Genomic DNA, 26,291 nt, shown 5'->3' with positions numbered 1-26,291 from the left:
AGGATTCTATGAAACGAGCTTTCTCCTCCCTGATGCGGGGACTGGTGGTGCTGGCCATGCTCTGGTCCGCCGCTGCGTCCGCCACCGAAACCGCCCGGACCTACACCCTCTCCAACGGCATGACCTTGCTCGTGCAGCCCGACCGGAGGGCGCCCACCGTGGTGCACATGCTCTGGGTGCGCGTGGGGTCGATGGACGAGGTCGACGGCACCTCGGGCGTGGCCCATGTGCTGGAGCACATGATGTTCAAGGGCACGCCCAGCCTGGCGCCGGGCGAGTTCTCCCGCCGCGTCGCAGCGCTGGGCGGGCGCGAGAACGCGTTCACCAGCCGCGACGCCACCGCTTACCACCAGCAGGTGCCGGCGCGGCACCTGGAAGCGGTGATGAGGCTGGAAGCCGACCGCTTCGAGAACAACCGCTGGAGCGACGATGAGTTCCGGCGCGAGATCGAGGTGGTCAAGGAAGAACGGCGCCAGCGCACCGAGGAATCGCCGCGCGCCCGCATGTTCGAGGCCTTCGGTGCGATGGCGCTGCAGGCGCACCCCTACCGCCGGCCGGTGGTGGGCTGGATGAGCGATCTGGAGTCAATGACACCGCAGGACGTGCGGGACTTCCACCGCCGGTGGTATGTGCCGGGCAACGCGGCGGTGGTGGTGGCGGGCGATGTGGAGCCTGACGCGGTGCATGCGCTGGCGGAGTCCATCTACGGCCGCATTCCGGCTCGCGCGCTGCCCGAACGCAAGCCGCGCGAGGAACCGCCGCAGAGCGGACAACGGCGCATGGAATACCGCGCTGCGACCGAACAGGCGATGCTGACCATGGCCTGGCCCATGCCGCGCCTGAAAGATCCCGGCGCACTCGACGAGGAATCGCGCGATGCGCTGGCGCTGATCGTGCTGTCCGCACTGCTCGACGGCTACAGCGGCGCCCGGCTCGACCGGGCGCTGGTGCAGGGTGCCGCGGGCGCCCGGCTGGCCGACAGCGCCGGGGCCGGCTACGGGCCGCTGGGGCGCGGGCCGGCGCAGTTCACGCTGACCGCGGTGCCGGCGGCCGGGGTGGCCGTGGCCGAGGTCGAGAAGGCGCTGCGTGCCGAGTTGGACCGGATCGCGCGCGAGGGCGTGAGCGAGGCCGAGTTGCAGCGGGTCAAGACCCAGTGGGCGGCGGGCGAAATCTACAAGCTCGACTCGGTCTACAACCAGGCGCAGGAGCTGGGCACCTGGTGGGTCAACGGTCTCGGCCCCGGCAGTGCGGCGCGCCTGATGGACGCCCTGCGCGGCGTCACGGCCGAACAGGTGCGGTCGGTGGCGCAGCGCCTGTTTCCTGAAGAGCGGCTGAGCGTGGCGGTGCTGGTGCCCGACCCGTCGCAGCGCAGCGCACCGGCCCGGACCGGTCCCCGGCCCGCGCTGGGCCGCCACTGACACCTGGGTGATCCAACGATGAAGAACGTCTTCCGTCTTGTCCTGCTGTGTCTGTTCTGTGCGCCGGCCTGGGCCGTGATTCCGATCCAGCACTGGACCCATGCCAGCGGTGCCCGGGTCTATCTGGTGGCGAGCCCGTCGATCCCGATGCTGGACGTGCAGATCGACTTCGACGGCGGTTCGCGCCGCGATCCCGCCGACCGCGCGGGGCTGGCCACCGCCACCGCCTCGATGGTGTCGGCCGGCGTGGCCGTACAGGGCGCGCAGCCGGCGCTGGATGAGAACGCGCTCAGCGAGGCCTGGGTCGACCTGGGCGCACAGCTGGGCGTGAGCGCGGGGCTGGAACGTTTCAGCGTGTCCCTGCGCACCCTCACCGAACCCGAACTGCTGGAACGCGCCCTGGCGCTTGCGGCCCGCCAGCTGGCCGCACCCGCGTGGCCGGAGGCCGTCTGGCAGCGCGACCGTCAGCGCTGGCTGGGCGCCCTCAAGGAGGCCGAGACGCGACCGGCGACCCACGCCGGGCGTGCGTTTGCCCAGGCGGTGTACGGCGACCACCCTTATGGCCGCGAGGCCACCGCGACCACGCTGGAGTCCATTTCCGTCGACGACATGCGCAGCTTCTACCGACGCCATGCGGCCGCCTGCCGGACCCAGATCGTCATGGTGGGGGCGGTCGACCGCGCCATGGCCGGTCGCATCGCCGACCGCCTCGTGGCGGCCCTGGCCCCGCACGGTTGCGAGACCCTGCCCGCAGTGGCCGAGGTCGCGCCCCTGGCGGGCGCCGTCGAGCGGCGCATTCCCTTCGACGCCGCACAGGCCCAGGTGCTGATCGGCCAGCCGGGCCACCGGCGCAACGACCCGGACTTTTTCCCGCTGTTCATCGGCAACTACATCCTGGGCGGCGGCGGCTTCGTCTCGCGCCTGACCACCGAGGTGCGCGAAAAGCGCGGGCTGAGCTACAGCGCCTACAGCTACTTCGCACCGGGCCTGCATGCGGGCGCCTTCCAGCTCGGCCTGAGCACACGACCGGACCAGGCGGATCAGGCGATCCAGGTGGCGCGCGAGGTCGTGCGCCGCTTCGTCGCCGACGGCCCCACCGAGGCGGAGCTGCGGGCTGCCAAGGACTACCTGGTCAACGGCTTCGCCTTGCGCTTCGACAGCAACCGCAAGTTGCTGGACAACGTGGCCAACATCGCCTGGAATGGCCTGCCGCTGGACTACCTGGAGAGCTGGACCCGCCGCGTCGAGGCGGTGACGGCGGCCGACATCCGGCGGGCGTTTGCGCGCGTGCTGCAGCCTGAGCGCATGGTGACGGTAGTCGTCGGCGCCAAGCCCTGACTGGTTAAGCTCGGCGCATGAACAAAGCACCGCCACGCCCCGCAGCCCAGGCCGCGCATGAGGTCCGCATCATTGGCGGCCTGTGGAAACGAAGCAAGCTGCCGGTGGCCGACCGGCCCGGCCTGCGGCCCACGCCTTCGCGCGTGCGCGAGACGCTCTTCAACTGGCTGGGCCAGGACCTGAGCGGATGGCGCTGCCTGGATGCGTTCGCAGGCACGGGTGCACTCGGGCTGGAGGCCGGTTCGCGCGGCGCAGCCGAGGTGACGCTGGTGGAGCAGGATCCGGCGCTGTGCAAGTCCCTGCAGGCCACCGTGCAGCGGCTCAAGGCGGGGTCGGTGCGCGTGGAGCGTGGCGATGGCGTGGCCTCGCTGCGCCAGCGGGCCGGGCAGGGGCTGGACCTGGTGTTCCTCGACCCGCCGTTCGGCGATGGCGGCAACGAGGTCCTGTTCGGCACGGCGCTGCGCCTGGCCCGCCTGGTGGTGGCCGACAACGGCCTGATCTACCTCGAGGCGCCGCGCACCTGGGGTGACGACGAGCTGGCGCAGATCGGCCTGCAGACGCACCGCCACGGCCGGGCCGGGCAGGTGCATTTCCACCTCCTGCGCCCCTTGCCGCCTCAGTGACAAGCGGTGGGGGCAGGGACCGCGGGTGACCCTTGGCCGATAATCCCGCCATGTCCGATTCCGCCTCTCCCTCTCGCCGCATCGCGGTCTACAGCGGCACCTTCGACCCGCTCACGCTCGGTCATGAGGACGTGGTGCGCCGCGCCGCCGGCCTGTTCGACGAACTGATCCTGGCCGTGGCCATCGCTCACCACAAGAAGACGCGCTTCTCGCTGCACGAGCGCATGGAGATGGCGGCGGAGGCAATGGCCGGCCTGCCGGTGCGAGTGCTGCCGTTCGACGGGCTCATCATGGACTTCTGTCGGGAGCAGGGCGCCTGCGCCGTGGTGCGCGGCATCCGCAACATGACCGACTTTGACTACGAAGCCCAGATGGCGGCCATGAACCGCAAGCTGCTGCCCACTGTGGAAACCGTGTTCCTGTTGCCGCAGGCCGAACTGCAGTGCATCTCCAGCACCCTGGTGCGCGAAATATCGACGCTGGGGGGCGATGTGTCGCAGATGGTCAGTCCGGGTGTGGCTGCCCGCCTCAGACCGCAACCCCTTCAGGCGTGAGGACAGCATCATGGCCCTGATGATCACCGCCGAGTGCATCAACTGCGACGTCTGCGAGCCCGAATGCCCCAACCAGGCGATCTCGATGGGCGAGGACTTCTACCAGATCGACCCCAACCGCTGCACCGAATGCGTGGGGCATTTCGACGAGCCGCAGTGCGTGCAGGTGTGCCCGGTCGAGTGCATCCCGGTCGACCCCGCCCACACCGAGAACCACGAGACGCTGTGGCAGAAGTACCAGCGCCTGCAGGCGGCCGGTCAGTCGCTGGCGTCGCCCGGCCCGGCGGTGTTGCCGCCTTCCGCTGGCTGAGCCGGGGTTGCCGCCGGCACTGGCTTCGGTGGTTTGGGGCGTGGAGGCTTGCTGGTGTGGATCAGGGCCGTGGCCTTGTCCATATTCCCCGCGATCAGCTGCGGCAGTGCCTTGAGTGAACGGTCCAGCGCCTGCACGATGGCGATGCGGTCGTCCAGCGATGGCTTCTTGAGAACCCAGTTCGCGACCTCGTTCCGGTTGCCAGGGTGGCCGATACCGATTCGCAGCCGCCAGTAGTCGGCACTGCCCAGCTGGGCGTGGATGTCGCGCAGGCCGTTGTGGCCGGCGTGGCCACCGCCCTTTTTGAGCTTGGCCTCGCCCGGCGGCAGGTCCAGTTCGTCGTGCACCACCAGCACCTCTTCAGGCGCGATCTTGAAGAAGCGCGCGAGCGAAGCCACCGACTTGCCCGACAGGTTCATGTAGGTCTGCGGCTCCACCAGCCAGACGCTCTGGCCGGCCACGTTGGCCCGAGCCACGAGTCCGAAATGGCCGCGCTCCATCTGCAGCGACGTCTTTAGCAGGCGCGCCGCCTCGTCCACGAACCAGAAGCCTGCGTTGTGGCGGGTGTCGGCGTATTCGGGGCCTGGATTGCCCAGGCCGGCGATGAGTCGGATCATGGCGTTGGATTATCAGGGGCACCAAAGACAAAGGCCCGCATGGAGCGGGCCTTTGAGAGGGGGACCAAGAATTACTTCTTGCCCTTGCCCTTCTTCTTGTCGTCGGCGGCAGCGACCACGGGAGCGGCCACCACTTCTTCCACCGGCTCAACGACTGTGGCGATGGTGATGTCCTTGCGGCCGTGGGTCACGATCTTCACGCCAGCGGGCAACTTCAGGTCGCCAGTGTGGATGGTGGCACCCTTTTCGGCGGAGCTGAGGTCGACCTCGATGAATTCCGGCAGTTGCATGGCCAGGCATTCGATCTCGATCTCGGTCACGATGTGGTTGACCAGGCACTTGTCGGTCTTGACAGCCGGCGAGTTCTCTTCGCCCACGAAGTGGATCGGCACCTTCTTGTGCAGGCGGGTCTTTTCGTCCACGCGCTGGAAGTCCACGTGCAGGACTTGCGGCTTGTAGGGGTGGTACTGCACATCGCGCAGCAGAACCTTCTGGACCTTGCCGGCCAGCTCCATGTCCAGGATGGAGGCGTGGAAGGCTTCCTTCTTCAGGGCGTGCCACAGCGCGTTGTGATCGACTTCGATCGTCACGGGCGCGGTGTCACCACCGAAAACGATACCGGGCGCGCGACCGGTGATGCGCAGACGGCGGCTCGCACCCGTACCCTGCTTGGCGCGCTCAAAAGCGACGAATTGCATGACTGACTCCAGTGGAGGGGTTCCGCGACCAGAACGCCTCAGGTTGAAAAAGGCCGCACCACATGGCACGACCTGGCTTTTGTTGCCTCAGAACAGGTTGTCCTGATCGGCGAACAAACTCATGACCGACTCGCCCGAGGCAATGCGCGCGATGGTCTCGGCCATCAGAGGCGCCACGGAGAGCTGGCGGATCTTGGCGCAGGCCTGGGCGGCCTGCGACAGGGGGATGGTGTTGGTCACGACAACCTCGTCCAGGGCCGAGCCCTTGGCGATGCGGTCGATGGCCGGTCCCGAGAAGATGGCGTGCGTGCAGTAGGCGTAGACGTGCTTGGCGCCCCGCTCCTTGAGCACTTCGGCGGCTTTGACCAGCGTGCCGGCGGTGTCGATCATGTCGTCCATGATCACGCAGTTGCGGCCCTCGATGTCGCCGATCACGTGCATCACTTCCGACACGTTGGCCTTGGGGCGGCGCTTGTCGATGATGGCCATGTCGCAGCCCAGCTGCTTGGCCAGTGCACGGGCGCGCACCACGCCACCGACGTCGGGCGAAACCACCAGCAGGTCTTCGTAGTTCTTCTGGCGCAGGTCGCCTAGGAGAACCGGGGAGGCATAGATGTTGTCGACCGGAATGTCGAAGAAGCCCTGGATCTGGTCGGCGTGCAGGTCCATGGTCAGAACCCGGTTCACACCGACGGTCTGCAGCATATTGGCCACGACCTTGGCCGAGATCGGCACACGGCTGGAGCGCGGGCGGCGGTCCTGGCGGGCATACCCGAAGTAGGGGATCACGGCCGAGATGCGTGCGGCGGAGGCCCGTTTGAGCGCGTCGACCATGATGATGAGTTCCATCAGGTTCTCATTCGTCGGCGCGCAGGTCGACTGGATCACGAACACGTCGCGAGCCCGCACGTTCTGGGTGATCTCGACCGTGACCTCTCCGTCCGAGAAACGACCTACATTGGCCGCACCCAGTTGGGTGTTGAGGTGCTGGGCAATCTCGGCCGCGAGGACCGGGTTGGCATTGCCGGTGAAGATCATGAAATCAGGGGGCTGAACTTGCATGGTGTTCCCGGCTGTTTCAACGACCAGTGCGCTGGCCGACAGCGGCGCGGCCGCTGGGTGTGTGGTTCAAAAAAATGGGTGGCAGGGGAGGAAGGACTCGAACCCTCGCATGCCGGAATCAAAATCCGGTGCCTTTACCAACTTGGCGACTCCCCTACTCAGGACATTCGTGAGGCTTGCGCTTCACGAACACCCGAAAAATGTCGCTGGTCACACATCCGTTGACCGGGCTGATCGACCCGATTTTACCCGGGACACCAGTCCAGCAATGGATGTGCATCCATGTTGCTGCATTCACGGACCGTCCAGTCGGCTGGAGCGCCAGAAAGGTCCGTTGCCTGCGGCAATTGCGCAAACACCGCGGTACCAGAACCGGTCATCCGTCCGTGGAGACCACGGGCCGACAGCCATTCCAGGCATCGCACCACGTCGGGACACAGTGTCTGTGCCACCGGCTGCAGGTCGTTGTGTCCGAAATCCAGAATTTTCTGAAGATCGCAGGCGATGCGGGCATCGCTATTCAACCGTTCTGCATTGGTGTTTGCAGCAAAGCCTTGGAGTATAGCAGTTTTTGTGTCGCGTTGAAGTTCTGGCGAACTGAAAATTGCGGGCGTCGACGCGCCGGTGGGTGGCTTGACCACCACGAAGCGGGCGGACGGCAGCGAAACCGGGGTCAGTTGTTCACCCACGCCCTCGACCCAGGCGTTGTGGCCGCCGAGGAAGAACGGAACGTCGGCGCCCAGCTTCAGGCCGATTCTGGAGAGTTCCCTCCGTGTCAGTCCGAGCCCCCAGAGCCTGTTGAGCGCGAGCAGGCAGGTCGCTGCATCCGAGGAACCGCCTCCCATACCCGCTTCGGCAGGAATGCGCTTGTCCAGACGGATGTGGACGCCCAATGTACACCCCGTCGCTTCCTGGAGCGCCCGGGCAGCACGGACGCACAGGTCCTCAGGCGGCAGGCCGGGGAGGGTGTCTTCCCTGCTGATCCGGCCGTCCGGGCGCAGCTCAAAGTCCAGAAGGTCCACCCAGTCGATCAGCATGAACACCGACTGAAGGAGGTGATAACCATCGGCGCGGCGGCCCGTGACGTGCAGGAACAGGTTCAGCTTGGCCGGGGCGGGCACACCCTCCAGGCGTTGAAGCGGTTCGGTTTTTGGGGTCATGGCTGGAAAACCAGGCGCAGTTCGGCCGTGGGCAGGGGTTGAAGCCGGCGCGCAACCACGCGTCCTTCGCTGTGGCGGCTGAGATCTGCATTCCAGCCACTGGCATCGGCGGTCTGACCTTGCAGCCAGCCGAAGAGCGCGGCCACGGGCAAGGGGGTGCCTCCGAGGTCCGCCGTAAGTTCGTCCAGAGAGGGGCGGCGGGTGCGCTGTACGCCCTGTCGCAGCTCGGCGCCCTGCGGCGACCAGTGCACCGATGCCAGCACCGTTCCCAGCGGAGAGGTCAGCTGCAGTTCGCCCGCAGCAGGGGCTCCACGAAGTTCGAATCCGGCGGAATACGACTGCGGCGGCTCGCTGTGAACAGTCAACGCCAGGCGACCGCTCCAGAACGAGGTGTCCTTCGACGCTTTCGGTCGGGAGGTTGCACAACCCGCAAGCGTCATCGCCACCACGCCCAGAAGGGCGAGGCGTCCACGATCCGCCCTGGTCATGGCTTGACGCGCAGACGCTGAAGGGTGTTTTGCAGCGTCTCGTTGTCGCTGGCCAGTAGCAGCCCCTCGCGCCAGATCTTCATGGCCTTGTCCCTATCGCCGCTGACCCACAGCACCTCGCCCAGGTGGGCAGCGATTTCCGCATCGGGGCGTTTGTCAAAGGCGGACTGCAGGATCTGCAGGGCTCGGGCGATGTTGCCGTCGCGGAACTCCACCCAGCCCAGGCTGTCCTGGATGTAGGCGTCGTCGGGCGCCATGGACACGGCTTTTTCGATCAGCTGCCTTGCTTCGGTCAGGCGAAGGCCACGATCGGCCAAAGAGTAGCCCAGTGCGTTGTAGGCATGGTGGTGGTCAGGCTTGAGTTCGATCACCTGGCGGAACAGGCGCTCCATGTCGTCGATGCGGTTGAGCTTCTCCGCCATCATGGCCTGGTCGTAGATCAGGTCGCTGTCCTTCGGGAATCGGGTGACCGCCTCGCCATAGAGCTCGTAGGCCTGCTCCCATTGCTTGAAATCCCGCAACAGCTGCGCCTCGGCCACAAATTTCAGACGCGCATCCTCGGGGCGCCGCTCGGGGTGGTTGCGCAACAGTGCCCGGGCACGGTCCATCTGCCCCTGGTGGGCCAGCAGCGAGGCGCGGCGCATCTGTGCTGCCATGATGTCGTCGGCGTTCTCGATCCGGTCCAGCCAGGCGTTTGCCGCCTGAAAGTCTTTCTGCTGTTCGGCGATCTGGGCCATCAGCAGATAGGCCTGCGTCAGGCCGCGCGCGGCCCGCTCGTCACCAGACTGGCGTGCCAGGCCCATGTAGGTCTGCAGGGACTGCGTGGCGGCGGGCAGGCGTTTGTCTTGCACCTGCAGCGCTGCCAGCAGCAGCCAGGGTTCCATGGCCTCGGGCTGGATGCGGGTCAGGTTTTCCAGCAGGTTGCGCGCTTCTGCGTGGCGCTGAAGATCGAACAGGATTCGGGCATAGCCAAGTGCCACGGGGGCGGGACTGCCCGCCACCGGTGGGCTGGCTTTCAGCTGGCCACGAACCACGGCTTCCGCTGCGGTCTGCCCGCGTTCCATGAGGTCCAGGGCGAGCAGGGCGGGAAATGGCGAGGACTGGTCGGCGGCGTGCCCGTTCCGGGCGGATGTAAGCGCCTGGGTGGGCTGGTTGTTGCCCAGCTCCATGGCGCCGATCGTGGTCCATGCCGCTGCGGCATGCGGTCCCTGTTTGATCGCTGGAGCGAGGGCTTCGCGCACCACCTGAAGGGCGGCAGCCTTGTCCGCCACCCGTCCGTAGATGCGGGGGATTCCGTTGATGGCGTCGTTGCGGGATGCGGCAGGGGCCTGGTCGAGCAGGCGGCGCAGAACCGGACCGGTTTCGCCCACGCGGTTGAGCGCCAGCAGAATCTCGAGTTCGAAGCGGTCGGCCTCGGGTGAAACCGGGATGGCCTGCGACCATGCGCGCGCTGCTGCCAGCGCCGCGTCGCCCGAACGGGCCTGCAGGGCAATTTCCACGGCTCGGCGGAACAGGTCGGGGTCGTTCTGCTTGCGGGCAGCGTCCAGGATCAGCGAGTAACCGGTGCCGGGCTCACCGGAGGACACATTGAGCTCTCCGAGCAGCAGCTGATAGAACAAAGGAGCAGAAAGCGCGGAGTTGGCCGCCGGAGGCTCTGCAGGTGGACTGTCCTGGGCCAGCGCCAAGGTCGGCAGACCCGCCAGGAGGCCGAGACACAGCACTGCTTGTTGTACTGTCCGGATGCTCCGACGTTGCGGGCTGTGGTGGCTGCGGTCGGGCGGAGTATTCATCGAGCTCATGATAATGGAAGGGTCCAGGTCGGCAGGTCTGGGATTCCGGTGCCCGGTCGGGCGTTCCCTTCACCGTCAGAAATCACCAAGCCATGCCTGAACTGCCCGAAGTCGAGGTCACCCGCCGCAGCTTTGCTGACCGCATCGCTGGCGCGGAGATCCGGGCTGCGCTGATGGGCAAACCCCTGCGTTGGCCTTTGGGGGTCGATCCCACGATGCTGACCGGCCGCCATGTCCTGGCGGTCGGGCGTCGCGGGAAGTACCTGCTGATTCACCTGGATCAGGGGGTGCTGCTCGTTCATCTGGGCATGTCCGGTAGCCTTCAGTTCGCCAGCGAGCTGCCCGAGCGGGGTGTTCACGATCATTTCGAGCTTCACACCTCCCGGGGCGTGCTGCGTCTGCACGATCCCCGGCGGTTTGGTGCCGTGGTGCTGGTCGACTCGATGGAGGATCCGCGGGCCCGCAAGCTGCTGGACGGGCTGGGGGTCGAGCCTCTGGAGCCCGGGTTCGAGCCGGTCGGGTTTCACATGGCCTTGCAACAGCGGCGTGCCAGTATCAAGCAGGTGCTTCTGGCCGGTGATGTGGTGGTCGGCGTGGGCAACATCTACGCTTCCGAGGCCTTGTTCATGGCCGGCATTCGTCCGACGGTCCGCGCCGACCGCCTGAGCCGCCCGCGCGCGACCCGCCTGCATGGGGCGATCGTCCATGTGCTCCAGCGCGCGCTGGCGCTGGGGGGCAGCACGCTGCGCGATTTTTCCAGCGCAGATGGCCAGAGCGGCTACTTTCAGATGGACGCCATGGTCTACGGTCGGGAGGGGCAGCCCTGCAGGGCGTGTGGCACCCCGATACGGCAGCTGCGCCAGGGACAACGCTCGACCTATTTCTGTCCCCGTTGCCAGAAGCCGTGAGCGAGACGGGCGCGATGCTATATTGAATGGATTCACTCCCCCACCGGCCCATGAGCTTCAACCAGGAATTCGACGACCACGGCGTCTGGCGCAGGCAGTTTGCGTTGCGCCTCAAGCTCATGTCCGAATGGCTGCAGGACCACGAGTTGCTGGAGGCAGGGGTTCGCGAGCGGTTGGACCAGCTGCACGCGCAGGTCCGCAACGACAAGATCATGGTTGCGTTCGTGGCCGAGTTCTCGCGGGGCAAGTCCGAACTGATCAACGCGGTGTTTTTCGCGGGCTACGGACGCCGGATCATGCCGGCCAGTGCGGGCCGCACCACCATGTGCCCCACCGAGCTGGGCTACGACTCGGAAGTCCCGCCCTGCCTGCGCCTGTTGCCCATCGAGACCCGTTTGCAGTCCAAATCACTGCTGGAATGGCGCAACGCGCCGGACAAGTGGGAGCGGGTTGATCTGGACGTCAACGATCCCCAGCAGCTGGCCCGCGCCATCCAGAAGGTGGCCGAGGTGCGCCGGGTGACCCGTTCGGAAGCGACCGCGCTGGGTTTCTGGAACGATGAGTTGCCGGACGACAACCCTGTGATGGGCTCCGACGGGATGATCGAGGTGCCCAAGTGGCGGCATGCGCTGATCAACATGGCCCACCCGCTGCTCAAGCAGGGGCTGGTGATTCTGGACACACCGGGGCTGAACGCGATCGGAGCCGAGCCGGAGTTGACGGTGAGCCTGCTGCCCCAGGCGCACGCCGTGGTGTTCATCCTAGGGGCGGACACCGGCGTGACCAAATCGGACCTCGCCATCTGGCGCCAGCACATCGCCGGGCTCCCCGAAGGCCAGGCCAGCCGGCTGGTGGTGCTCAACAAGATCGACACGATGTGGGACGCGCTGAGCACCCCCGAGCAGGTGCAGCTGCAGATCGCCGCACAGCGCACCGAATCGGCCGATGTGCTGGGTCTGTCGCCGCTGCAGGTGATCGCGGTGTCCGCACAGAAGGGGTTGCTGGCCAAGGTCAGCCGGGACGAACGCCTGCTGCAGGCGAGCAACCTGATGGAACTGGAAACCGCGCTGGGCGTCGACCTGCTGGGCCAGCGCCGCCGGATTCTGGGCGCGGCGGTGGCCAGCGCGATGCAGGCTCTGCGCCAGGAGACCGGGCGTCTGGTGCACACCCGTGCCCGTGACCTGGTCGAGCAGGTGCAGGAGCTCGAAGGCTTGCGTGGCAAGAACGCCGGGGTGATCAAGCAGATGCGGCTGCGCATCGAACAGGAGCAGGCCGAGTTCGATGCCAGTGGGGCCAAGATCCAGGCCGTGCGCTCGGTGCATCTGCGGCTGCTCAAGCACCTGTTCTCGCTGCTTGGGCACTCCCATCTCAAGTCGCGGGTGACGGAACTGGCGCGGGCGCTGAAGCAGCCCGGCATCAAGCTGGGCGTGCGCCGCGCCTACGGGCACACCTTCGAACTCCTGAGGGCCGACCTTCTGAAGGCAGATCAGCTTGCGTCTGAAATCCAGTCGATGCTCGAAGGCAGTTTCAAGGGGCTCAACGCCGAGTACGGCTTCTCCCTGCAGCCGCCCACGCCGCCGCAGCTTCAGCAGTACCTGAAAGACCTGGAGCTCATTGAAAAGAGCCACCTGCAGTACCTCAGTCTGGGCAACGCCCTGCGGCTCGCCCAGCCCGAGTTCGGCGAGCGCCTGGCGCGGGCGCTGATGAGCCGGTTGCGGGTGGTCTACGACACGGCGGTCAACGCTGTGGAACTGTGGAACAAGTCGGCCGCGGCCCAGCTGGATGCCCAACTGCGCGAGCGCCGCCGCAACTTCAGTCGACGCATTGAGGCGGTGTCGCGCATCCAGCAGGCCGCCAGCGGGCTGGACGAGCGGATTCGCGAGCTGCAGTCCCAACAGGCCGAGCTCAACCTGGTCGACGCCAAGCTGGTGGAGCTGACCGGTCAGTTGCTGGAATCACCCGAGGCAGCCCCGGCCGAAGCGGTCGAGGCATGAAGGTTCCAGGCCCGGTGAGCGCCGGCTTTGCGCCGGCTCTGGTGCATTGGCAGCGCCGCGACGGGCGGCATGGCCTGCCCTGGCAGGGCACCCGCGATCCCTACCGCGTGTGGCTGTCCGAAATCATGCTGCAGCAGACCCAGGTGAGCACCGTCCTGGGCTACTACCCGCGCTTCCTGAGCCGGTTTCCTGACGTGCATGCCCTCGCCGCGGCATCCGAGGACGAGGTGATGTCCCTGTGGAGCGGGCTGGGGTACTACAGCCGCGCCCGCAACCTGCACCGCTGTGCCTGCACCGTGGTATCCGAACATGGGGGCCACTTCCCCGCCACGTCGTCGGTGCTGGCCACCCTGCCGGGCATCGGGGATTCCACCGCGGCTGCGATTGCCGCCTTCTGCCACGGCGAACGGGTGTCCATTGCCGATGGCAACGTGCGCCGGGTGCTCAGTCGCTTGCTGGCCTTCGAGGGGGATCTCTCACAGGCCCGAGCCCAACGGGAGCTGTGGCAACTGGCCCAGTCGCTGTTGCCCGAGCGCCCTTCGGCGGACGACATGGTGGCCTATACCCAGGGCCTCATGGATCTGGGGGCCGGTGTGTGCACGCTCCGGCAGCCCGCCTGCGAACGCTGCCCTGTGGCTGCGCTCTGCGAGGCGCGCCGATCAGGCACCACCGACCGGTTCCCGGTGAAGACGAAGCGGGTCGCACGTCGACACGAGAGCTGGTGGCTGCTGGTATTGCGCAAGACCGAGGCGGGGCAGTTGTCCATCTGGCTGGAGCGGCGGCCGCCGCGCGGCATCTGGGCAGGCCTGCACTGTGTGCCGGTGGCTGGAGACGACGCCCAGGCGCTGGCGGTGGCGGGTGAGCACGCGGGAGCGGCCCGGCACCTGCCTGCGCTGGCCCATGCGCTCACCCACCGCGAGCTGCGGCTGCATCCGGTGCTGGTCGATCTTGTTCCGGGCGCGGCGGAGCCGGTGATCCCGAACGGTCGCTGGGTGCCGATGGAGCAACTGAGCGACGTTGGTCTGCCCGCGCCGGTTCGAAGCCTGCTGCTGCAGCTTCCCGACTGAGGCTCGGTCAGGGGCTGGCTGAAGCGGAGCGCGCCGGTGGCGTGGGCCAGCCATCGATTTCGCGGTGGCGCAGCCGCGTGGACCAGGCGCTGGAAAAGGCCTTGGCCAGGCGTTCCACGAGGTACACCGACCGGTGCTGTCCACCCGTGCACCCGATGGCCACGGTGACGTAGCTCCGGTGATCGTCGAGCATGTGCGGCAGCCAGTGGCGCAGGAAGGTGTCGATCTGCTCTTGCATCGCCGTCACTTCGGCATGGCGCGCCAGGAAGGCCGCCACGGGCTCGTCTCGTCCGGTAAGCGGGCGCAGGTCGGGTTCGTAGTGCGGGTTGGGCAGCATGCGCACGTCGAACACGAAATCGGCGTCCATCGGAATGCCGCGCTTGAAGGCGAACGACTCGAACACCAGGGTGAGCGGGGCCTGCTGGGCGCCGATCAGCTCCTTGATGTGGCTGCGCAGTTGTGCCGGCCGGATCAGGCTGGTGTCGAGCACCTGGGCACGGTCGCGCAGCTCCGACAGCAGCTCGCGCTCATATTCGATGGCGTCCGTGAGCGCCCGGTGCTCGTCGTTGGACGGCTTGAGCGACAGCGGGTGGCGGCGGCGCGTTTCGGAGAAGCGCCGCACCAGCGTGTCGGTGGTAGCGTCCAGGAACACCGTGGTGAGGTGGACATCCTGCCCGGGCTGGTGCCGGATCTCGGCCAGGCGCGCGGGCAGCCCGGGCAGCGAGGCCGCGCTGCGCACGTCCATCGCAATCGCCACCTTGCTGGCACGGTGGCTCTGCTCCAGTGCGATGAACGAGGCCAGCAGCTCGGGCGGCAGGTTGTCGACGCAGTAGTAGCCGAGGTCTTCCAGCGCGGTCAGGGCGATCGATTTGCCCGAGCCGGACATGCCGGTGATCAGCACCAGCTCAATCGGCTTGAGGGGTTGGGCGGGGTCCGGCGTGTTCATGCGGACAGCAGTTCCCGGGCGTGTGCCAGCGACACTTCCGAGCGGTCGTTGCCTCCGAGCATGCGCGCCAGTTCGCTCACACGTTGTTCGTGCGTGATCGGGGTGACGGTGCTGTGCGTGACCGAACCGCTCTGGCGCTTGCTCACCAGCAGGTGGTGGTCCCCGCAGGCAGCGACCTGGGGCAGGTGGGTGACGGCCAGCACCTGGCGGTCGCGGCCCAGCTGGCGCAGCAGTTGCCCCACGGTGTGCGCCACGGCACCACCGATGCCCGAGTCGACCTCGTCGAAGATCAGGGTCGGTGCCTGCCCCAGCCGGCTGGTGACCACCGAGATCGCCAGGGCAATGCGCGAGAGCTCACCGCCCGAGGCCACCTTGCCGACCGGGCGCGGGCTCACGCCGGCATGACCCGCCACCAGGAACTCGACCTGTTCCCAGCCGTGCGCCTGCGGTTCTTCCAGCTTCTGCAGGCCCACCTCGAAACGGCCTCCCTGCATGCCCAGGGTCTGCATGGCCTCGGTGACCGCCCGGGACAGCTTGGGCGCCGCCTGCTGGCGCAGCTTGCCCAGGCGCTTGATTTCAACCTCGAAAGCGCCCCAGGCCTTGCGCTCCGCCGCGCGCAGGGCGTCCAGATCCATGGCCTTGTCGACGCTTTCGAGCTCCTGCTTCCAGCCCGCGAGCAACTCGGCCAGCTCTTCGGGCGGCCGGCGGTAGCGGCGGGCCAGCGACATCCATTGCGACAGGCGCTGATCCAGTGCCTCCAGCCCCGATGGGTCCAGATCGGTGTGGCGTGCGTAGTGGTGCAGGCTGTGCACCGTGTCCTGCACCTGGGCCAGGGCCGCCTGCAGCGCCTCGATGGCGTCGTTGAAGGCCGGTTCCAGGTGGGCCTGCGCCTGCAGCGCGGACAGCGCCCGGTGGATCAGCGACGCGGCGCTGCTGTCCTCATCGTCCAGTGCCGCAGCGGCTTCGCGTGCTGCGTCCATCAGGCCCTGCGCATTGGCCAGGCGGCTGTGCTGCGCGTTGATGTCTTCCCATTCGCCGGGTTGGGGCTGCAGCTTGTCGAGTTCACCGATCTGCCAGGCCAGTCGCTCGCTTTCCTGCTGCAGTGTGTTCTGGCGCTCGGCCGCACTCTCCAGCGCCTTGCGGGCCTGGCGCCAGTCGGACCATAGCGACGCCGCCGCCGTAGCGTCGACGCCGGCGTAAGCGTCCAGCAGGCCGCGCACGGCTTCTGCGCGCGTCAGGCTCTGCCAGGCGTGCTGACCGTGGATGTCGACAAGGTGATCGGCCAGGGCCTTGAGCTGGGCCATCGTGGCCGCGCTGCCGTTGATCCAGCCGCGGCTGCGCCCTTCGGTGTCGACGGTGCGGCGCAGCAGCAGGCTGTCGTCGGCAGCGGCAAAGCCCTGCTCATCCAGCCAGGGCCGCAGAGAAGCAGGCAGGTCAAATTCGGCGGCGATCTCGCAGCGCGTGGCGCCTTCGCGCACCACGCCGCTGTCGGCGCGCGCACCGAGTGCCAGCTGCAAGGCGTCGATGAGGATCGACTTGCCGGCACCGGTTTCGCCGGTGAGCACGTTGAAGCCCTGGTCCAGATCGAGGTCCAGCGAGGGCACGATGACGAAGTCACGCAAGACGATGCGTCGGAGGCTCATGGCTTCGGAACAAACGAAAGGAAGGCGGCTATTTTGACCGCTCTCAGGCGCCCTCGTTCCAGTGCAGCTTCTTGCGCAGGGTGTCGAAGTAGCTCCAGCCCAACGGATGCAGCAGCCGCAGCGTGTGTTCCGAGCGGCGCACGACGATGCGGTCGCCGTGGAGCAGGCTGGTGAGTGACTGCATGTCGAAGTTGGCGCTGGCGTCCTTGCCCGAGACGATCTCGACCGCCACTTCGCAGTGCGAGGGCAGCACGATGGGCCGGTTGGACAACGTGTGCGGTGCAATCGGCACCATGATCCAGCCGCCCACAGACGGGTGCAGCAGCGGGCCACCGGCCGACAACGCGTAAGCGGTGGATCCGGTGGAGGTGGCGATGATCAGACCGTCGGCGCGCTGGTTGGCCACGAAATGACCGTCCACCTCCACCCGCAGTTCGATCATGCTGGCCACGCCGGCCCGGTTGACGACCACATCGTTCAGTGCCGTCGCCTCGAACACGCAGCGGCCGTCGCGCCAGACGCTGGCCGCCAGCAGCGACCTGGGGTCTTCCTCGAACTCGCCGCGCAGGATGGCCCGCAGGTTGTCCTGGTAGGCGCCCAGTGGAATGTCTGTGATGAAACCCAGGCGCCCCTGGTTGATGCCCACCAGGGGCACGCCATAGCGGGCCAGTTGCCGACCAATGCCCAGCATGGTGCCGTCGCCGCCGAGCACCAGCGCCAGGTCGATGGACCGGCCCATGGCAGGGACGTCCAGCGCCGGGTATTGCAGCAGGCCGGTGTTGAGCGCGGTGTCCCGCTCCAGCGAGACGTCGCATCCTTCGTCATGCAGGAACTCGGCCAGTGTCTCGACCACCTTGCCAGAGCCGGGTGCCTGGTACTTGCCGACGATGGCCACATGGGCGAATCGCAGGTGGCGCTTCGGCGCAGAGGCCTCGTGGCGGCGGGTGTCTGGCTGGGTCATGTGCAAATTACAACATAGGGGGAAAGGGCAGTCGGCCCCCCGGAAACCCTTGTCCTCATTCCCTGTTTTCGGGTGGCACCGTCCGTAAAATGGGGCCATGCTGGACGACCGATCCAAACTTCTGCTCAAGACCTTGGTCGAGCGCTACATCGCCGACGGCCAACCCGTCGGTTCCCGCACGCTGGCCAAGGCGGCCGGCATGGAGCTCTCCCCGGCGACCATCCGCAACGTGATGAGCGACCTGGAGGAACTGGGGCTCATCGCCAGCCCCCACACCTCGGCCGGGCGCATCCCCACCGCCAGAGGCTACCGGCTGTTCGTGGACACCATGCTCACCGTGCGGCGCGAGGACATTTCGGGTGCAGAGAACATCGGCGCCACCGGCATCGAGGCGGGCGCTCAGCCGCAGCGCGTCATCAGCCACGCCGCCCAGATGCTCTCCAGCCTGTCGCAGTATGTGGGCGTGGTCATGGCGCCTCGGCGCGCCTCGGTGTTCCGGCACATCGAGTTCCTGAGCCTGTCGGAGCGCCGCGTGCTGGTGATCCTGGTGTCGCCCGACGGGGATGTGCAGAACCGGATCATTCACACCCAGGCGAATTTCACCCAGTCGCAGTTGCTGGAGGCGGCCAACTTCCTCAATGCCCACTACGCCGGCCTGACGATGGAAGAAGTGCGGGCGCGGCTGCGCAACGAGGTCGAGGCCTTGCGCGGCGAGATTGCCTCGCTGATGCAGGCTGCCGTCGACATCGGGGCCGACGCGGGCGCCGAGCGTGAGGAGGTGGTGGTCTCGGGTGAGCGCAACCTGCTGTCGGTCAGCGAGTTTTCCAGCGACATGGGACATCTTCGTCAGCTGTTCGATCTGTTCGAGCAGAAGACCCAGCTGATCCGCCTGCTCGACGTGTCATCGCAGGCCGATGGTGTGCGCATCTACATCGGTGGCGAAAGCCATGTCGTGCCATTTGAAGACCTGTCGGTCGTCACGGCGCCCTACGAGGTGGATGGTCAGGTGGTGGGCACGCTGGGCGTCATCGGCCCGCAGCGCATGCCGTACGACCGCATGATCCAGATCGTCGACGTGACCGCCAAGCTGGTGAGCAACGCCCTGAGCCACAAATGAGCAGGGCGTTACTGCGTCCTACAATGCGGGCCTCGTCGGGCCGTTAGCTCAGTTGGTCAGAGCAGAGGACTCATAATCCTTTGGTCGTTGGTTCAAGCCCAACACGGCCTACCAAAAAACCGTGCTACAATGCATGTCTTCGCGGCTGTAGCTCAGCTGGATAGAGTACTTGGCTACGAACCAAGGGGTCGTGGGTTCGATTCCTGCCAGCCGCACCAAATGAAAAGCCCGCAGCCACAAGCTGCGGGCTTTTTTCTTTTTCGCTCCGAAGCGTTCTCCCCGGGCCGTTCCTTCATGAGCAAAGCATTCACCCGCGAAACCGACTCCGACGCAGACGACGAACTGCCCGAACCGGTGGTGCTGCCGACCGGGGTGAACTACATCACCCGAGCGGGTTACGACCGGCTGCGGACCGAGTTGATGGCGCTGATCGACGACGAGCGGCCCCGCATCGTCGAGATCGTTCACTGGGCCGCCAGCAACGGAGACCGGTCCGAGAACGGCGACTATCTGTATGGCAAGAAGCGCCTGCGCGAAATCGACCGGCGCATCCGCTTTCTCACGCGCCGGCTTGAAGTCGCCGAGGTGGTGGACTGCTCGCAGCACCATGGCGGCGACCAGGTGTTTTTCGGTGCCACCGTGACCTATGCGGACGATGAGGGCAGGGAGACCACGGTGACCATTCTCGGCGTGGACGAGGCAGACAGCTCCCGCGGCGAGATCAGCTGGGTGTCTCCCGTGGCCCGCGCTCTGCTGAAGGCGCGAGTGGGTGATCTGGTTCGGCTGGTGGTGCCCGGAGGAAGCCAGGAGCTGGAAATCCTTTCGGTCAGCTATCCCGCGCCCGGGGGCTGATGCGGCCGTTCAATTGGCGCGGAGTCGCTGCGCCTTGATCACCGAGGTGGTCCGCTTGAGGCTGCGCAGCACTTCGGCAAGGTGTACCCGGTCGCGCACGGCCACGGAGAAGCGGATGTCGGTGGCCGTCTGTGCGGGCTCGTCGCCCATGTCCACGTGGGTGATGTCCGCCTCGGCCGAGGCGATGGCGGAGGCCACGCGAGCCAGAACCCCCTTGCCGTTGGTCACGGTGACCACCACGGTGGTATCGAACGGGCGCGTGGGCTCATCGGCCCATTCGACCTGGAGGAACCGCTCACCGTCGCGCGCCAGCAGGCGCTTGCCGGTGGGACAGTCTTCGGTGTGCACCGTCAGTCCCTCGCCGCGGCCAAGATATCCCACGATGCGGTCGCCCGGGATCGGCTGGCAGCAGCGCGCGAACTGGACCGACAGGCCTTCGCTGCCATCCAGACTGACGACCCCCTGGGAAACCGAGCCGTCCTCACCGGCGGCGTAGCGCTCGGTGCTGATGAGCACCGCGTCGGGTTTGAGCCCGGTTTCGGCCAGCAGCACGGCGAGCTTCTTGCCCACCATGCTGGCGATGCGCTTGCCCATGCCGATGTCCGACAGCAGTTCCTCGCGCGACTTGGTGCCGGTGAAACGCAGCAGCTTGTCCCAGGTGGCCTTGTGCTCGCCACTGGCATCGGGGAGTTGGGCGATGCCTTCGGAGCGCAGTGCCTGCGCCAGCATGCGCTCACCGAGCAGATGTGTCTTTTCCTGTGCGAGCGTCTTGAGGTGGTGCCGGATCTTGGAGCGCGCGCGACCGGTCTTGACGAAGGACAGCCAGGCCGGGTTGGGCTCGGCGGACTCGCTGGTGAGAATCTCCACCACGTCGCCGTTGGCGAGTTCTGTGCGCAGCGGGCGTTGTTCGCCGTTGATGCGGGCGCCCACGGCGCGGTTGCCCACGCCGCTGTGGATGGCGTAGGCGAAGTCCATCACCGTGGCACCGCGCGGCAGCGCGAGGATCTTGCTCTGCGGCGTGAACACATAGACCGCGTCGGGGAACAGGTCGATCTTGATGTGGTCCCAGAACTCGCTGGCATCGTGCGTTTCCTGCTGGATGTCCAGCAGGGACTGCAGCCACTGTGTGCCCAGGCGCTGGGTGGTGTCGCTGTTGGGCTCGTTGGCCTTGTAGAGCCAGTGGGCTGCTACGCCGGACTCGGCCACCACGTCCATCGCGTGGGTGCGCAGCTGGAACTCGATGTTGGTGCCGAAGGGGCCGATCAGGGTGGTGTGCAGCGACTGGTAGCCGTTGACCTTGGGAATGGCCACGTAGTCGCGGAACTTGCCGGGCACCGGTTTGTAGAGCTGGTGCAGCAGACCCATGCCGGTGTAGCAGTCGGTCAGCTCGGGCACCACGATGCGAAAGCCGTAGATGTCGGTCACCTGCGAGAACGACAGGTGCTTGCTGTCCATCTTGCGGTAGACGGAATAAAGCGTCTTTTCCCGACCGACGATGCGCACCTGCATGCCGTGGCGGGCAAACGCGCCCTCCACCTCTTTCTGCACGCGGGCGATGAGGTCCTTGCGGCGGGTGCGGGATTTGTTCAGCGCTTTGGACAGCACCTCGTAGCGCCAGGGGTGCAGGAAGCGGAACGAGAGGTCCTGCAGCTCGCGGTAGGTGAAATTCAGACCGAGGCGGTGCGCGATCGGGGCGTAGATCTCCAGTGTCTCGCTGCTGATGCGCTGCCACTTGTTGCGCGGCATGTCGCCCATGGTGCGCATGTTGTGGGTGCGGTCGGCCAGCTTGATCAGGATGACCCGAACGTCCTTGGCCATCGCCAGCAGCATCTTGCGGAAGGACTCTGCCTGGTTTTGTTCGCGGGTGTCGAAGGCCAGCTTCTCCAGCTTGGTCAGGCCATCGACCAGGTCCGCGACCGGCGCGCCGAAGCGCTCAACGAGTTCGACCTTGCTCACACCGCAGTCTTCCATCGCGTCGTGCATCAGGGCCGCCATCAGCGCCTGGGCGTCCAGTTTCCATTCGGCGCACTGGGCCGCCACCGCAATCGGGTGGGTGATGTAGGGATCGCCGTTCTTGCGCAGCTGGCCCAGGTGGGCCTCATCGGCGAAACGGTAGGCACGCCGGATGGCCTCGATGTCGGCCGCACCCAGGTAGTCCAGCCGACCCAGCAGCGCGGCAAAGCTCGCCGCCGCCGCGCTGGCGGCGGGATGGGCCTGTGGTGCAGGCGGGGCGAGGCTGCCGGGGTCGGTGATCATCCCCTTACTGTAGCGCGAGACGTTCACCACCACTGCTGGTGCGGAAGATCAGCGCGCGGGAGGAACGAGGATGGTCGGACGGGCTTCCGGGAGCTTGTCCGGGTAGTCGCGGCTGTAGTGCAGACCGCGGCTTTCCCGGCGCAGCATGGCCGACATCACGATCAGGTCGGCCACCTGGACCAGGTTGCGCAACTCCAGCAGGTCGCGCGTGACGTGGAACTGGGCGTAGAACTCCTGGATTTCGCCCTGCAGCAGGGCAATCCGGTGGGCCGCGCGCTCCAGCCGCTTGTTGGTGCGCACGATGCCCACATAGTCCCACATGAAGCGGCGCAGCTCGTCCCAGTTGTGCGAGATCACCACCTGTTCGTCGGCGTCCGTGACGCGGCTGGCGTCCCACAGGGGAATCTCGGGCCGGGACGTTGTGGTGGCGGTGTGGATGGCCTTGACCGCGGCCTGGGCGAACACCATGCACTCGACCAGCGAGTTGCTGGCCAGGCGGTTGGCGCCGTGCAGGCCGGTGCAGGTGGTCTCGCCCACCGCGTACAGGCCTTCGATGTCGGTGCGGCCGGCCAGATCGGTCACCACGCCGCCGCAGGTGTAGTGCGCGGCTGGCACGACCGGGATCGGCTCCTTCGTGATGTCGATGCCCAGCTCGGCGCAGCGCGCCAGGATGTTGGGGAAATGCTCCTTCAGGAACTCCGGGCTCTTGTGCGAGATGTCCAGGTGCACGCAGTCCAGGCCGTGCTTCTTCATCTCGTAGTCGATGGCCCGGGCCACGATGTCGCGCGGCGCCAGTTCAGCGCGCGGGTCGTGGTCGGGCATGAAGCGGTGGCCGCCCAGGTGGGGCGGCAGCTTGAGCTGGCCGCCCTCGCCGCGCACGGCCTCGGTGATGAGGAAGTTCTTGACGTGCGGGTGGTACAGGCAGGTCGGGTGGAACTGGATGAACTCCATGTTTCCGACCCGGCAGCCCGCGCGCCAGCCGGCTGCGATGCCGTCGCCGGTCGCGGTGTCCGGGTTGGTGGTGTAGAGGTAGACCTTGCCCGCGCCACCGGTGGCCAGGATGGTGTGTGGCGCACTGAAGGTCTCGACCTCGTCGCGGTCCACGTCCAGCACATAGGCGCCGTGGCAGCGCTGGGTGGCGGTGCCGTGCTGCTGTCCGGGCAGCTTGGCATCGGTGATCAGGTCCACCAGCATGTGGTTCTCGAAGAACGTGATGCCGGGGGTCTTGCGCGCCAGGCTGCTCAATGTGGCCTGCACGGCGGCGCCGGTGGCGTCGGTGGCGTGCACGATGCGGCGGTGGGTGTGGCCGCCCTCGCGGGTCAGGTGCAGTTCGCCGTTTTCGGTGGAGAAGGGCACGCCCAGTTCCTGCAACCAGGCGATGGCCGCCGGAGCGTTCTCCACCGTGAACTGGGTGGCTTCCAGGTCGCACAGGCCGGCGCCGGCCACCAGGGTGTCGTCGACATGCGAGGCGTAGCTGTCGCCTTCGGCCAGAACGGCGGCGATGCCGCCCTGGGCCCAGTTGCTGGAACCGTCCGAGATGCCGCGTTTGGTCACGACCGCCACGCGGTGGGTGGGGGCCAGCTTGAGGGCGGCGGTCAGGCCGGCGAGTCCGCTGCCGATGATGAGGACGTCGAAATGGTGGGTGGTCATGATGCAGGGGTGTACGCCAGACGGACGTAGATCGGCGCGAAGGCCTCGGCCTGGGTCAGCTCGATCAGGGTTTCCTTGGCCAGTTCGAGCATGGCGATGAAGGTGACAACCATGACCTGCGGGCCGCGGGTGGTGTCGAACAGCTCGCCGAACTCGACGAACTTGCGGCCCTGCAGGTGGCGCAGCACGATGCTCATGTGCTCGCGCACCGACAGTTCCTCGCGGCTGATCTTGTGGTGCTGGACCAGTTTGGCGCGTTTCATGATGTCGCGCCAGGCCGACTGCAGATCCAGGGCACTGACATCGGGGAAGCGGGGTTGCAGCGCCTGCTCGACGTAGACCTGGGCGCGCAGGAAATCGCGGCCGTACTGCGGTACTTCGGCCAGGCGCTGGGCGGCCAGCTTCATCTGTTCGTATTCGAGCAGCCGGCGCACCAGCTCGGCGCGCGGGTCTTCGGCCTCTTCGCCCTCGGCCGTCTTCTTGGGCGGCAGCAGCATGCGCGACTTGATCTCGATCAGCATGGCCGCCATCAGCAGGTACTCGGCCGCCAGTTCGAGGTTGCTGGCGCGGATCTCGTCGACGTAGCTCAGGTACTGGCGGGTCACCGCCGCCATCGGGATGTCGAGGATGTTGAAGTTCTGCTTGCGGATCAGGTAGAGCAGCAGGTCCAGCGGGCCCTCGAAGGCCTCGAGGAAGACCTGCAACGCGTCTGGTGGGATGTACAGGTCGCGCGGCAGGTCGAACAGCGGCTCACCGTACAGGCGCGCCAGCGCCACCTGGTCGACCACGTCGGGCAGCACGGCATCCAGGCCCTCCGGGGGCGCATCGAGTGCGCCGGCCTCGTTGCTCATCGCAGTCTCGGGACGGCAGGGCTCAGTGCGGGTCGGGCTGGGTCTGGTAGACGTAGGGCTGCTGCGGCACGCGCGCGGCCTGCGCCTGGGCCAGCAGGTCGCGGTCGACCTGTTTGTCCCACAGGAGCGAACGCCCTTCGAGCTGCCCCTGCTCGATCTCGGGCCGGCTGGACTTGAGCTGGTCGATGAACTGGGTGGTGTCGGAGGTGTAGTGGGGGCGGCCGAAAATGCTCATGGCAAGAAGGCGCAGGGCGCCGGTCAGCGGAAAACCTGCCATTTTACTGGTCGGCCCGGCTCATCCGGCGTGCCGGTCGGCCGCCTCGCCGCGCAGCCGGGCGCCGAAGCCGGAGCGTTCGATCAGCGACTGCGGCTGCGGGTTCAGTTCGGTCAGCGCCAGGGTGCCCCCGCGTTTCAGGATGGCCTTGTGCAGCTGTTCCAGCGCGTCCAGCCCGGTGGTGTCCAGCGAGATCAGCCGGCTGGCATCCAGCGTCACCGCCAGGCCCGCCGGCGCCCGCTCGACCGCCGCCACGATGGGGTCGATCTTGGCGACGGCGCCGAAGAACAGCGAGCCGTAGAGCCTGAAGTGGAGCTGCCCGGGATGCTGCTGGGGCACCGGGTCGGCGCGGAAGATGTCGCTCTGGCGCCGCACGAACAGCAGGCAGGCCAGCACCAGGCCCAGTTCCACCGCCACGGTGAGGTCGAACACGATGGTCACCAGGAAGGTGGAGACCATCATGAGGCGGTAGTGGTTGGTGAACTGCTTGAGGCGACCGAACTCGCGCCACTCGCCCATGTTCCAGGCCACGAACAGCAGCACGCCGGCCAGCACCGCCAGCGGGATGTGCTGCGCCAGCGGCGCGGCGATCAGGACCACGGCGGCCAGCGTGCCGGCGTGCACCATGCCCGCGACCGGGGACACCGCCCCTGCGCGGATGTTCGTCACCGTGCGCGCGATGGTGCCGGTGGCTGGCATGCCGCCGAAGAACGGGACGGCGAAGTTCGCCACCCCTTGTGCCATGAGCTCCTGGTTCGGGTCGTGCTTGGGGGTGTCGCTGAGCTGGTCGGCCACGCGCGCGCAGAGCAGCGACTCGATCGCGCCCAGCAGCGCGATGGTGAGCGTGGGCGTCACCAGGAGCTTCACGGTCTGCCAGCTGAAATCGGGCAGTTCTAAGGCCGGTAGGCCCTGCGGAATGCCACCGAAGCGGGAGCCGATGGTCTCGACCGGCATCTGCAGCAGCCAGGCCAGCAGCGTCAGCGTCACCAGCGCCACCACCGGTGCCGGCAGCCGCGATGTGGCCTTGAGTGCGCTGATGGTGTCGACCTGTTCCAGCTGACGTCTGAACTGCGAGTCCACCGCCCAGAGTCGCGGCCAGATGAACAGGCCCACCACGCACAGCGCACCCAGCAGGCAGGCGTAGGGGTTGAAGCTGCCCAGGTGCTGGGCGATGGTGGCGATCTGGCTGAAGAAGTCGCCCGGCATCTTGGCGATGTCCAGCCCGAGCCAGTCGCGCACCTGCGACAGCGCGATCAGCACCGCGATGCCGTTGGTGAAGCCGATCACCACGCTGACCGGCACGTAACGCACCAGGGTGCCCAGGCGGAAGAGGCCCAGCAGGAACAGCAGCACGCCGGCGCTGGCGGTGGCGATCAGCAGGTTGGCCACGCCGTAGCGCTCGACGATGCCGTAGACGATGACGATGAAGGCGCCGGCCGGGCCGCCGATCTGCACCGAGGTGCCGCCCAGGGCGGAGATGAGGAAGCCGGCAACGATGGCCGTCCACAGTCCCGCCTCCGGCTTGAGTCCGCTGGCGATGGCAAAGGCCATGGCCAGTGGCAGCGCCACGATGCCGACCGTCGCGCCAGCTCCCATGTCGCGCACCAGCTTCTCGCTGTTGTAGCCACGGATGTCCTGGAACAGGCGGGGCCGGAACGGCGCCAGCGGGGGCAGGTTGTTCAGCATCGCCAGATGTTACCGTTTGCACACCCCG

General features: G+C 67.1%; 24 protein-coding genes and 3 tRNA genes. 12 read left to right on the top strand and 15 right to left on the bottom strand.

Features of this window, described 5'->3' with window-relative positions; genetic code table 11:
- Positions 1–8: 8 nt before the first annotated feature.
- From DD542_RS00440 to DD542_RS00420, 5 genes are read left to right on the top strand one after another with little or no spacing between them, the layout of a single operon-like run.
- A complete protein-coding gene (locus DD542_RS00440; RefSeq protein WP_127802972.1) occupies positions 9–1,418 on the top strand; it encodes a pitrilysin family protein in 1,410 nt (469 codons plus the stop codon).
- A gap of 18 nt (positions 1,419–1,436) precedes the next feature.
- Positions 1,437–2,756, top strand: a complete 1,320-nt coding sequence (locus DD542_RS00435; RefSeq protein WP_127802970.1) for a pitrilysin family protein — start codon at positions 1,437–1,439, stop codon at positions 2,754–2,756.
- Positions 2,757–2,773: 17 nt separating this feature from the next.
- Entirely contained in the window at positions 2,774–3,379 is a 606-nt protein-coding gene (gene rsmD, locus DD542_RS00430; protein WP_079367056.1) for a 16S rRNA (guanine(966)-N(2))-methyltransferase RsmD, read from the top strand.
- Between the two features lie 50 nt (positions 3,380–3,429).
- A complete protein-coding gene (gene coaD, locus DD542_RS00425; RefSeq protein WP_127802968.1) occupies positions 3,430–3,933 on the top strand; it encodes a pantetheine-phosphate adenylyltransferase in 504 nt (167 codons plus the stop codon).
- Between the two features lie 10 nt (positions 3,934–3,943).
- The gene (locus tag DD542_RS00420; RefSeq protein ID WP_066149543.1) at positions 3,944–4,243 is read left to right on the top strand and encodes a YfhL family 4Fe-4S dicluster ferredoxin; all 300 of its coding nucleotides are present in this window, start codon (positions 3,944–3,946) and stop codon (positions 4,241–4,243) included.
- On the opposite strand, the gene pth is transcribed toward DD542_RS00420, so the two are convergent.
- The 7 genes from pth to DD542_RS00385 all read right to left on the bottom strand — a co-directional run bounded on the left by pth (position 4,192) and on the right by DD542_RS00385 (position 9,854).
- Entirely contained in the window at positions 4,192–4,860 is a 669-nt protein-coding gene (gene pth, locus DD542_RS00415; RefSeq protein WP_066149546.1) for an aminoacyl-tRNA hydrolase, read from the bottom strand. The genes DD542_RS00420 and pth overlap by 52 nt on opposite strands.
- A gap of 71 nt (positions 4,861–4,931) precedes the next feature.
- On the bottom strand, positions 4,932–5,558 hold the full coding sequence (locus tag DD542_RS00410; protein WP_066149549.1) for a 50S ribosomal protein L25/general stress protein Ctc: 627 nt from the start codon (positions 5,556–5,558) through the stop codon (positions 4,932–4,934).
- Positions 5,559–5,645: 87 nt separating this feature from the next.
- Entirely contained in the window at positions 5,646–6,620 is a 975-nt protein-coding gene (locus tag DD542_RS00405) for a ribose-phosphate pyrophosphokinase (RefSeq protein ID WP_066149552.1), read from the bottom strand.
- A 79-nt stretch (positions 6,621–6,699) separates the two neighbouring features.
- A tRNA-Gln gene (locus tag DD542_RS00400) sits at positions 6,700–6,776 on the bottom strand.
- Positions 6,777–6,865: 89 nt separating this feature from the next.
- Complete coding sequence (ispE, locus tag DD542_RS00395) at positions 6,866–7,780, bottom strand: 4-(cytidine 5'-diphospho)-2-C-methyl-D-erythritol kinase (protein ID WP_079367054.1); 915 nt, start codon at positions 7,778–7,780, stop codon at positions 6,866–6,868.
- Positions 7,777–8,268 carry a lipoprotein insertase outer membrane protein LolB gene (locus DD542_RS00390; RefSeq protein WP_084396921.1) on the bottom strand — a complete coding sequence of 164 codons (492 nt, stop codon included), beginning with the start codon at positions 8,266–8,268 and terminating at the stop codon, positions 7,777–7,779. The genes ispE and DD542_RS00390 overlap by 4 nt, the downstream gene beginning before the upstream one ends.
- On the bottom strand, positions 8,265–9,854 hold the full coding sequence (locus DD542_RS00385) for a tetratricopeptide repeat protein (protein WP_241559645.1): 1,590 nt from the start codon (positions 9,852–9,854) through the stop codon (positions 8,265–8,267). Before DD542_RS00385 ends, DD542_RS00390 begins: the two co-directional genes overlap by 4 nt.
- A gap of 296 nt (positions 9,855–10,150) precedes the next feature.
- Here DD542_RS00385 and mutM point away from each other — a divergent pair, with 296 nt between their 5' ends.
- The 3 genes from mutM to mutY are packed head-to-tail and all read left to right on the top strand — an operon-like array spanning position 10,151 to position 14,027.
- Positions 10,151–10,966: a bifunctional DNA-formamidopyrimidine glycosylase/DNA-(apurinic or apyrimidinic site) lyase gene (mutM, locus tag DD542_RS00380; RefSeq protein WP_079367051.1), complete on the top strand. Its 816-nt coding sequence runs from the start codon at positions 10,151–10,153 to the stop codon at positions 10,964–10,966.
- Between the two features lie 50 nt (positions 10,967–11,016).
- Positions 11,017–12,960, top strand: coding sequence for a dynamin family protein (locus DD542_RS00375; RefSeq protein WP_127807234.1), 1,944 nt, complete (start codon positions 11,017–11,019; stop codon positions 12,958–12,960).
- Positions 12,957–14,027 carry an A/G-specific adenine glycosylase gene (gene mutY / locus DD542_RS00370; protein WP_127802964.1) on the top strand — a complete coding sequence of 357 codons (1,071 nt, stop codon included), beginning with the start codon at positions 12,957–12,959 and terminating at the stop codon, positions 14,025–14,027. Before DD542_RS00375 ends, mutY begins: the two co-directional genes overlap by 4 nt.
- Positions 14,028–14,034: 7 nt before the next feature.
- Here mutY and rapZ read toward each other — a convergent pair whose 3' ends face one another.
- The 3 genes from rapZ to DD542_RS00355 are packed head-to-tail and all read right to left on the bottom strand — an operon-like array spanning position 14,035 to position 17,577.
- Positions 14,035–14,973 (bottom strand): RNase adapter RapZ, encoded by a 939-nt coding sequence (rapZ, locus tag DD542_RS00365; protein ID WP_079367048.1) that lies wholly within the window; start codon positions 14,971–14,973, stop codon positions 14,035–14,037.
- Positions 14,970–16,616 carry a DNA repair protein RecN gene (gene recN, locus DD542_RS00360; RefSeq protein ID WP_127802962.1) on the bottom strand — a complete coding sequence of 549 codons (1,647 nt, stop codon included), beginning with the start codon at positions 16,614–16,616 and terminating at the stop codon, positions 14,970–14,972. The genes rapZ and recN overlap by 4 nt, the downstream gene beginning before the upstream one ends.
- A 43-nt stretch (positions 16,617–16,659) precedes the next feature.
- A complete protein-coding gene (locus DD542_RS00355; RefSeq protein ID WP_066149577.1) occupies positions 16,660–17,577 on the bottom strand; it encodes an NAD kinase in 918 nt (305 codons plus the stop codon).
- Between the two features lie 97 nt (positions 17,578–17,674).
- Between DD542_RS00355 and hrcA the strand changes: the two genes are divergently transcribed.
- From hrcA to greB, 4 genes are all read left to right on the top strand, one after another.
- Positions 17,675–18,694 carry a heat-inducible transcriptional repressor HrcA gene (hrcA, locus tag DD542_RS00350; protein ID WP_127802960.1) on the top strand — a complete coding sequence of 340 codons (1,020 nt, stop codon included), beginning with the start codon at positions 17,675–17,677 and terminating at the stop codon, positions 18,692–18,694.
- Between the two features lie 37 nt (positions 18,695–18,731).
- Positions 18,732–18,808, top strand: a tRNA-Ile gene (locus tag DD542_RS00345).
- Between the two features lie 27 nt (positions 18,809–18,835).
- A tRNA-Arg gene (locus DD542_RS00340) sits at positions 18,836–18,912 on the top strand.
- A gap of 1 nt (position 18,913) precedes the next feature.
- A complete protein-coding gene (greB, locus tag DD542_RS00335; RefSeq protein ID WP_079367046.1) occupies positions 18,914–19,546 on the top strand; it encodes a transcription elongation factor GreB in 633 nt (210 codons plus the stop codon).
- A 9-nt stretch (positions 19,547–19,555) separates the two neighbouring features.
- On the opposite strand, the gene DD542_RS00330 is transcribed toward greB, so the two are convergent.
- The 5 genes from DD542_RS00330 to DD542_RS00310 are packed head-to-tail and all read right to left on the bottom strand — an operon-like array spanning position 19,556 to position 26,263.
- Positions 19,556–21,802 carry a bifunctional (p)ppGpp synthetase/guanosine-3',5'-bis(diphosphate) 3'-pyrophosphohydrolase gene (locus DD542_RS00330; protein WP_127802958.1) on the bottom strand — a complete coding sequence of 749 codons (2,247 nt, stop codon included), beginning with the start codon at positions 21,800–21,802 and terminating at the stop codon, positions 19,556–19,558.
- A 48-nt stretch (positions 21,803–21,850) separates the two neighbouring features.
- Positions 21,851–23,452 (bottom strand): L-aspartate oxidase, encoded by a 1,602-nt coding sequence (gene nadB / locus DD542_RS00325; RefSeq protein WP_079367044.1) that lies wholly within the window; start codon positions 23,450–23,452, stop codon positions 21,851–21,853.
- Entirely contained in the window at positions 23,449–24,303 is an 855-nt protein-coding gene (locus DD542_RS00320) for a ScpA family protein (protein WP_066149593.1), read from the bottom strand. The genes nadB and DD542_RS00320 overlap by 4 nt, the downstream gene beginning before the upstream one ends.
- A 22-nt stretch (positions 24,304–24,325) precedes the next feature.
- Positions 24,326–24,538 (bottom strand): DUF3460 family protein, encoded by a 213-nt coding sequence (locus DD542_RS00315; protein WP_066150860.1) that lies wholly within the window; start codon positions 24,536–24,538, stop codon positions 24,326–24,328.
- Between the two features lie 60 nt (positions 24,539–24,598).
- A complete protein-coding gene (locus tag DD542_RS00310; RefSeq protein ID WP_127802956.1) occupies positions 24,599–26,263 on the bottom strand; it encodes a SulP family inorganic anion transporter in 1,665 nt (554 codons plus the stop codon).
- Between the last annotated feature and the right edge of the window lie 28 nt (positions 26,264–26,291).

It is taken from the genome of Hydrogenophaga sp. NH-16 (genome assembly GCF_004006415.1).
Lineage (GTDB): Bacteria > Pseudomonadota > Gammaproteobacteria > Burkholderiales > Burkholderiaceae_C > Hydrogenophaga > Hydrogenophaga pseudoflava.
Note: the sequence above shows the minus strand (reverse complement) of the source record. Positions and strands in the feature narration are given on the sequence as shown.

Bases quoted from the DNA above. Each gene is read 5' to 3' on its own strand.
- DD542_RS00440 (WP_127802972.1), top strand. From the start codon at position 9: ATGAAACGAGCTTTCTCCTCCCTGATGCGGGGACTGGTGGTGCTGGCC.
- DD542_RS00435 (WP_127802970.1), top strand. From the start codon at position 1,437: ATGAAGAACGTCTTCCGTCTTGTCCTGCTGTGTCTGTTCTGTGCGCCG.
- rsmD (WP_079367056.1), top strand. From the start codon at position 2,774: ATGAACAAAGCACCGCCACGCCCCGCAGCCCAGGCCGCGCATGAGGTC.
- coaD (WP_127802968.1), top strand. From the start codon at position 3,430: ATGTCCGATTCCGCCTCTCCCTCTCGCCGCATCGCGGTCTACAGCGGC.
- DD542_RS00420 (WP_066149543.1), top strand. From the start codon at position 3,944: ATGGCCCTGATGATCACCGCCGAGTGCATCAACTGCGACGTCTGCGAG.
- pth (WP_066149546.1), bottom strand. From the start codon at position 4,860: ATGATCCGACTCATCGCCGGCCTGGGCAATCCAGGCCCCGAATACGCC.
- DD542_RS00410 (WP_066149549.1), bottom strand. From the start codon at position 5,558: ATGCAATTCGTCGCTTTTGAGCGCGCCAAGCAGGGTACGGGTGCGAGC.
- DD542_RS00405 (WP_066149552.1), bottom strand. From the start codon at position 6,620: ATGCAAGTTCAGCCCCCTGATTTCATGATCTTCACCGGCAATGCCAAC.
- ispE (WP_079367054.1), bottom strand. From the start codon at position 7,780: ATGACCCCAAAAACCGAACCGCTTCAACGCCTGGAGGGTGTGCCCGCC.
- DD542_RS00390 (WP_084396921.1), bottom strand. From the start codon at position 8,268: ATGACCAGGGCGGATCGTGGACGCCTCGCCCTTCTGGGCGTGGTGGCG.
- mutM (WP_079367051.1), top strand. From the start codon at position 10,151: ATGCCTGAACTGCCCGAAGTCGAGGTCACCCGCCGCAGCTTTGCTGAC.
- DD542_RS00375 (WP_127807234.1), top strand. From the start codon at position 11,017: ATGAGCTTCAACCAGGAATTCGACGACCACGGCGTCTGGCGCAGGCAG.
- mutY (WP_127802964.1), top strand. From the start codon at position 12,957: ATGAAGGTTCCAGGCCCGGTGAGCGCCGGCTTTGCGCCGGCTCTGGTG.
- rapZ (WP_079367048.1), bottom strand. From the start codon at position 14,973: ATGAACACGCCGGACCCCGCCCAACCCCTCAAGCCGATTGAGCTGGTG.
- recN (WP_127802962.1), bottom strand. From the start codon at position 16,616: ATGAGCCTCCGACGCATCGTCTTGCGTGACTTCGTCATCGTGCCCTCG.
- DD542_RS00355 (WP_066149577.1), bottom strand. From the start codon at position 17,577: ATGACCCAGCCAGACACCCGCCGCCACGAGGCCTCTGCGCCGAAGCGC.
- hrcA (WP_127802960.1), top strand. From the start codon at position 17,675: ATGCTGGACGACCGATCCAAACTTCTGCTCAAGACCTTGGTCGAGCGC.
- greB (WP_079367046.1), top strand. From the start codon at position 18,914: ATGAAAAGCCCGCAGCCACAAGCTGCGGGCTTTTTTCTTTTTCGCTCC.
- DD542_RS00330 (WP_127802958.1), bottom strand. From the start codon at position 21,802: ATGATCACCGACCCCGGCAGCCTCGCCCCGCCTGCACCACAGGCCCAT.
- nadB (WP_079367044.1), bottom strand. From the start codon at position 23,452: ATGACCACCCACCATTTCGACGTCCTCATCATCGGCAGCGGACTCGCC.
- DD542_RS00320 (WP_066149593.1), bottom strand. From the start codon at position 24,303: ATGAGCAACGAGGCCGGCGCACTCGATGCGCCCCCGGAGGGCCTGGAT.
- DD542_RS00315 (WP_066150860.1), bottom strand. From the start codon at position 24,538: ATGAGCATTTTCGGCCGCCCCCACTACACCTCCGACACCACCCAGTTC.
- DD542_RS00310 (WP_127802956.1), bottom strand. From the start codon at position 26,263: ATGCTGAACAACCTGCCCCCGCTGGCGCCGTTCCGGCCCCGCCTGTTC.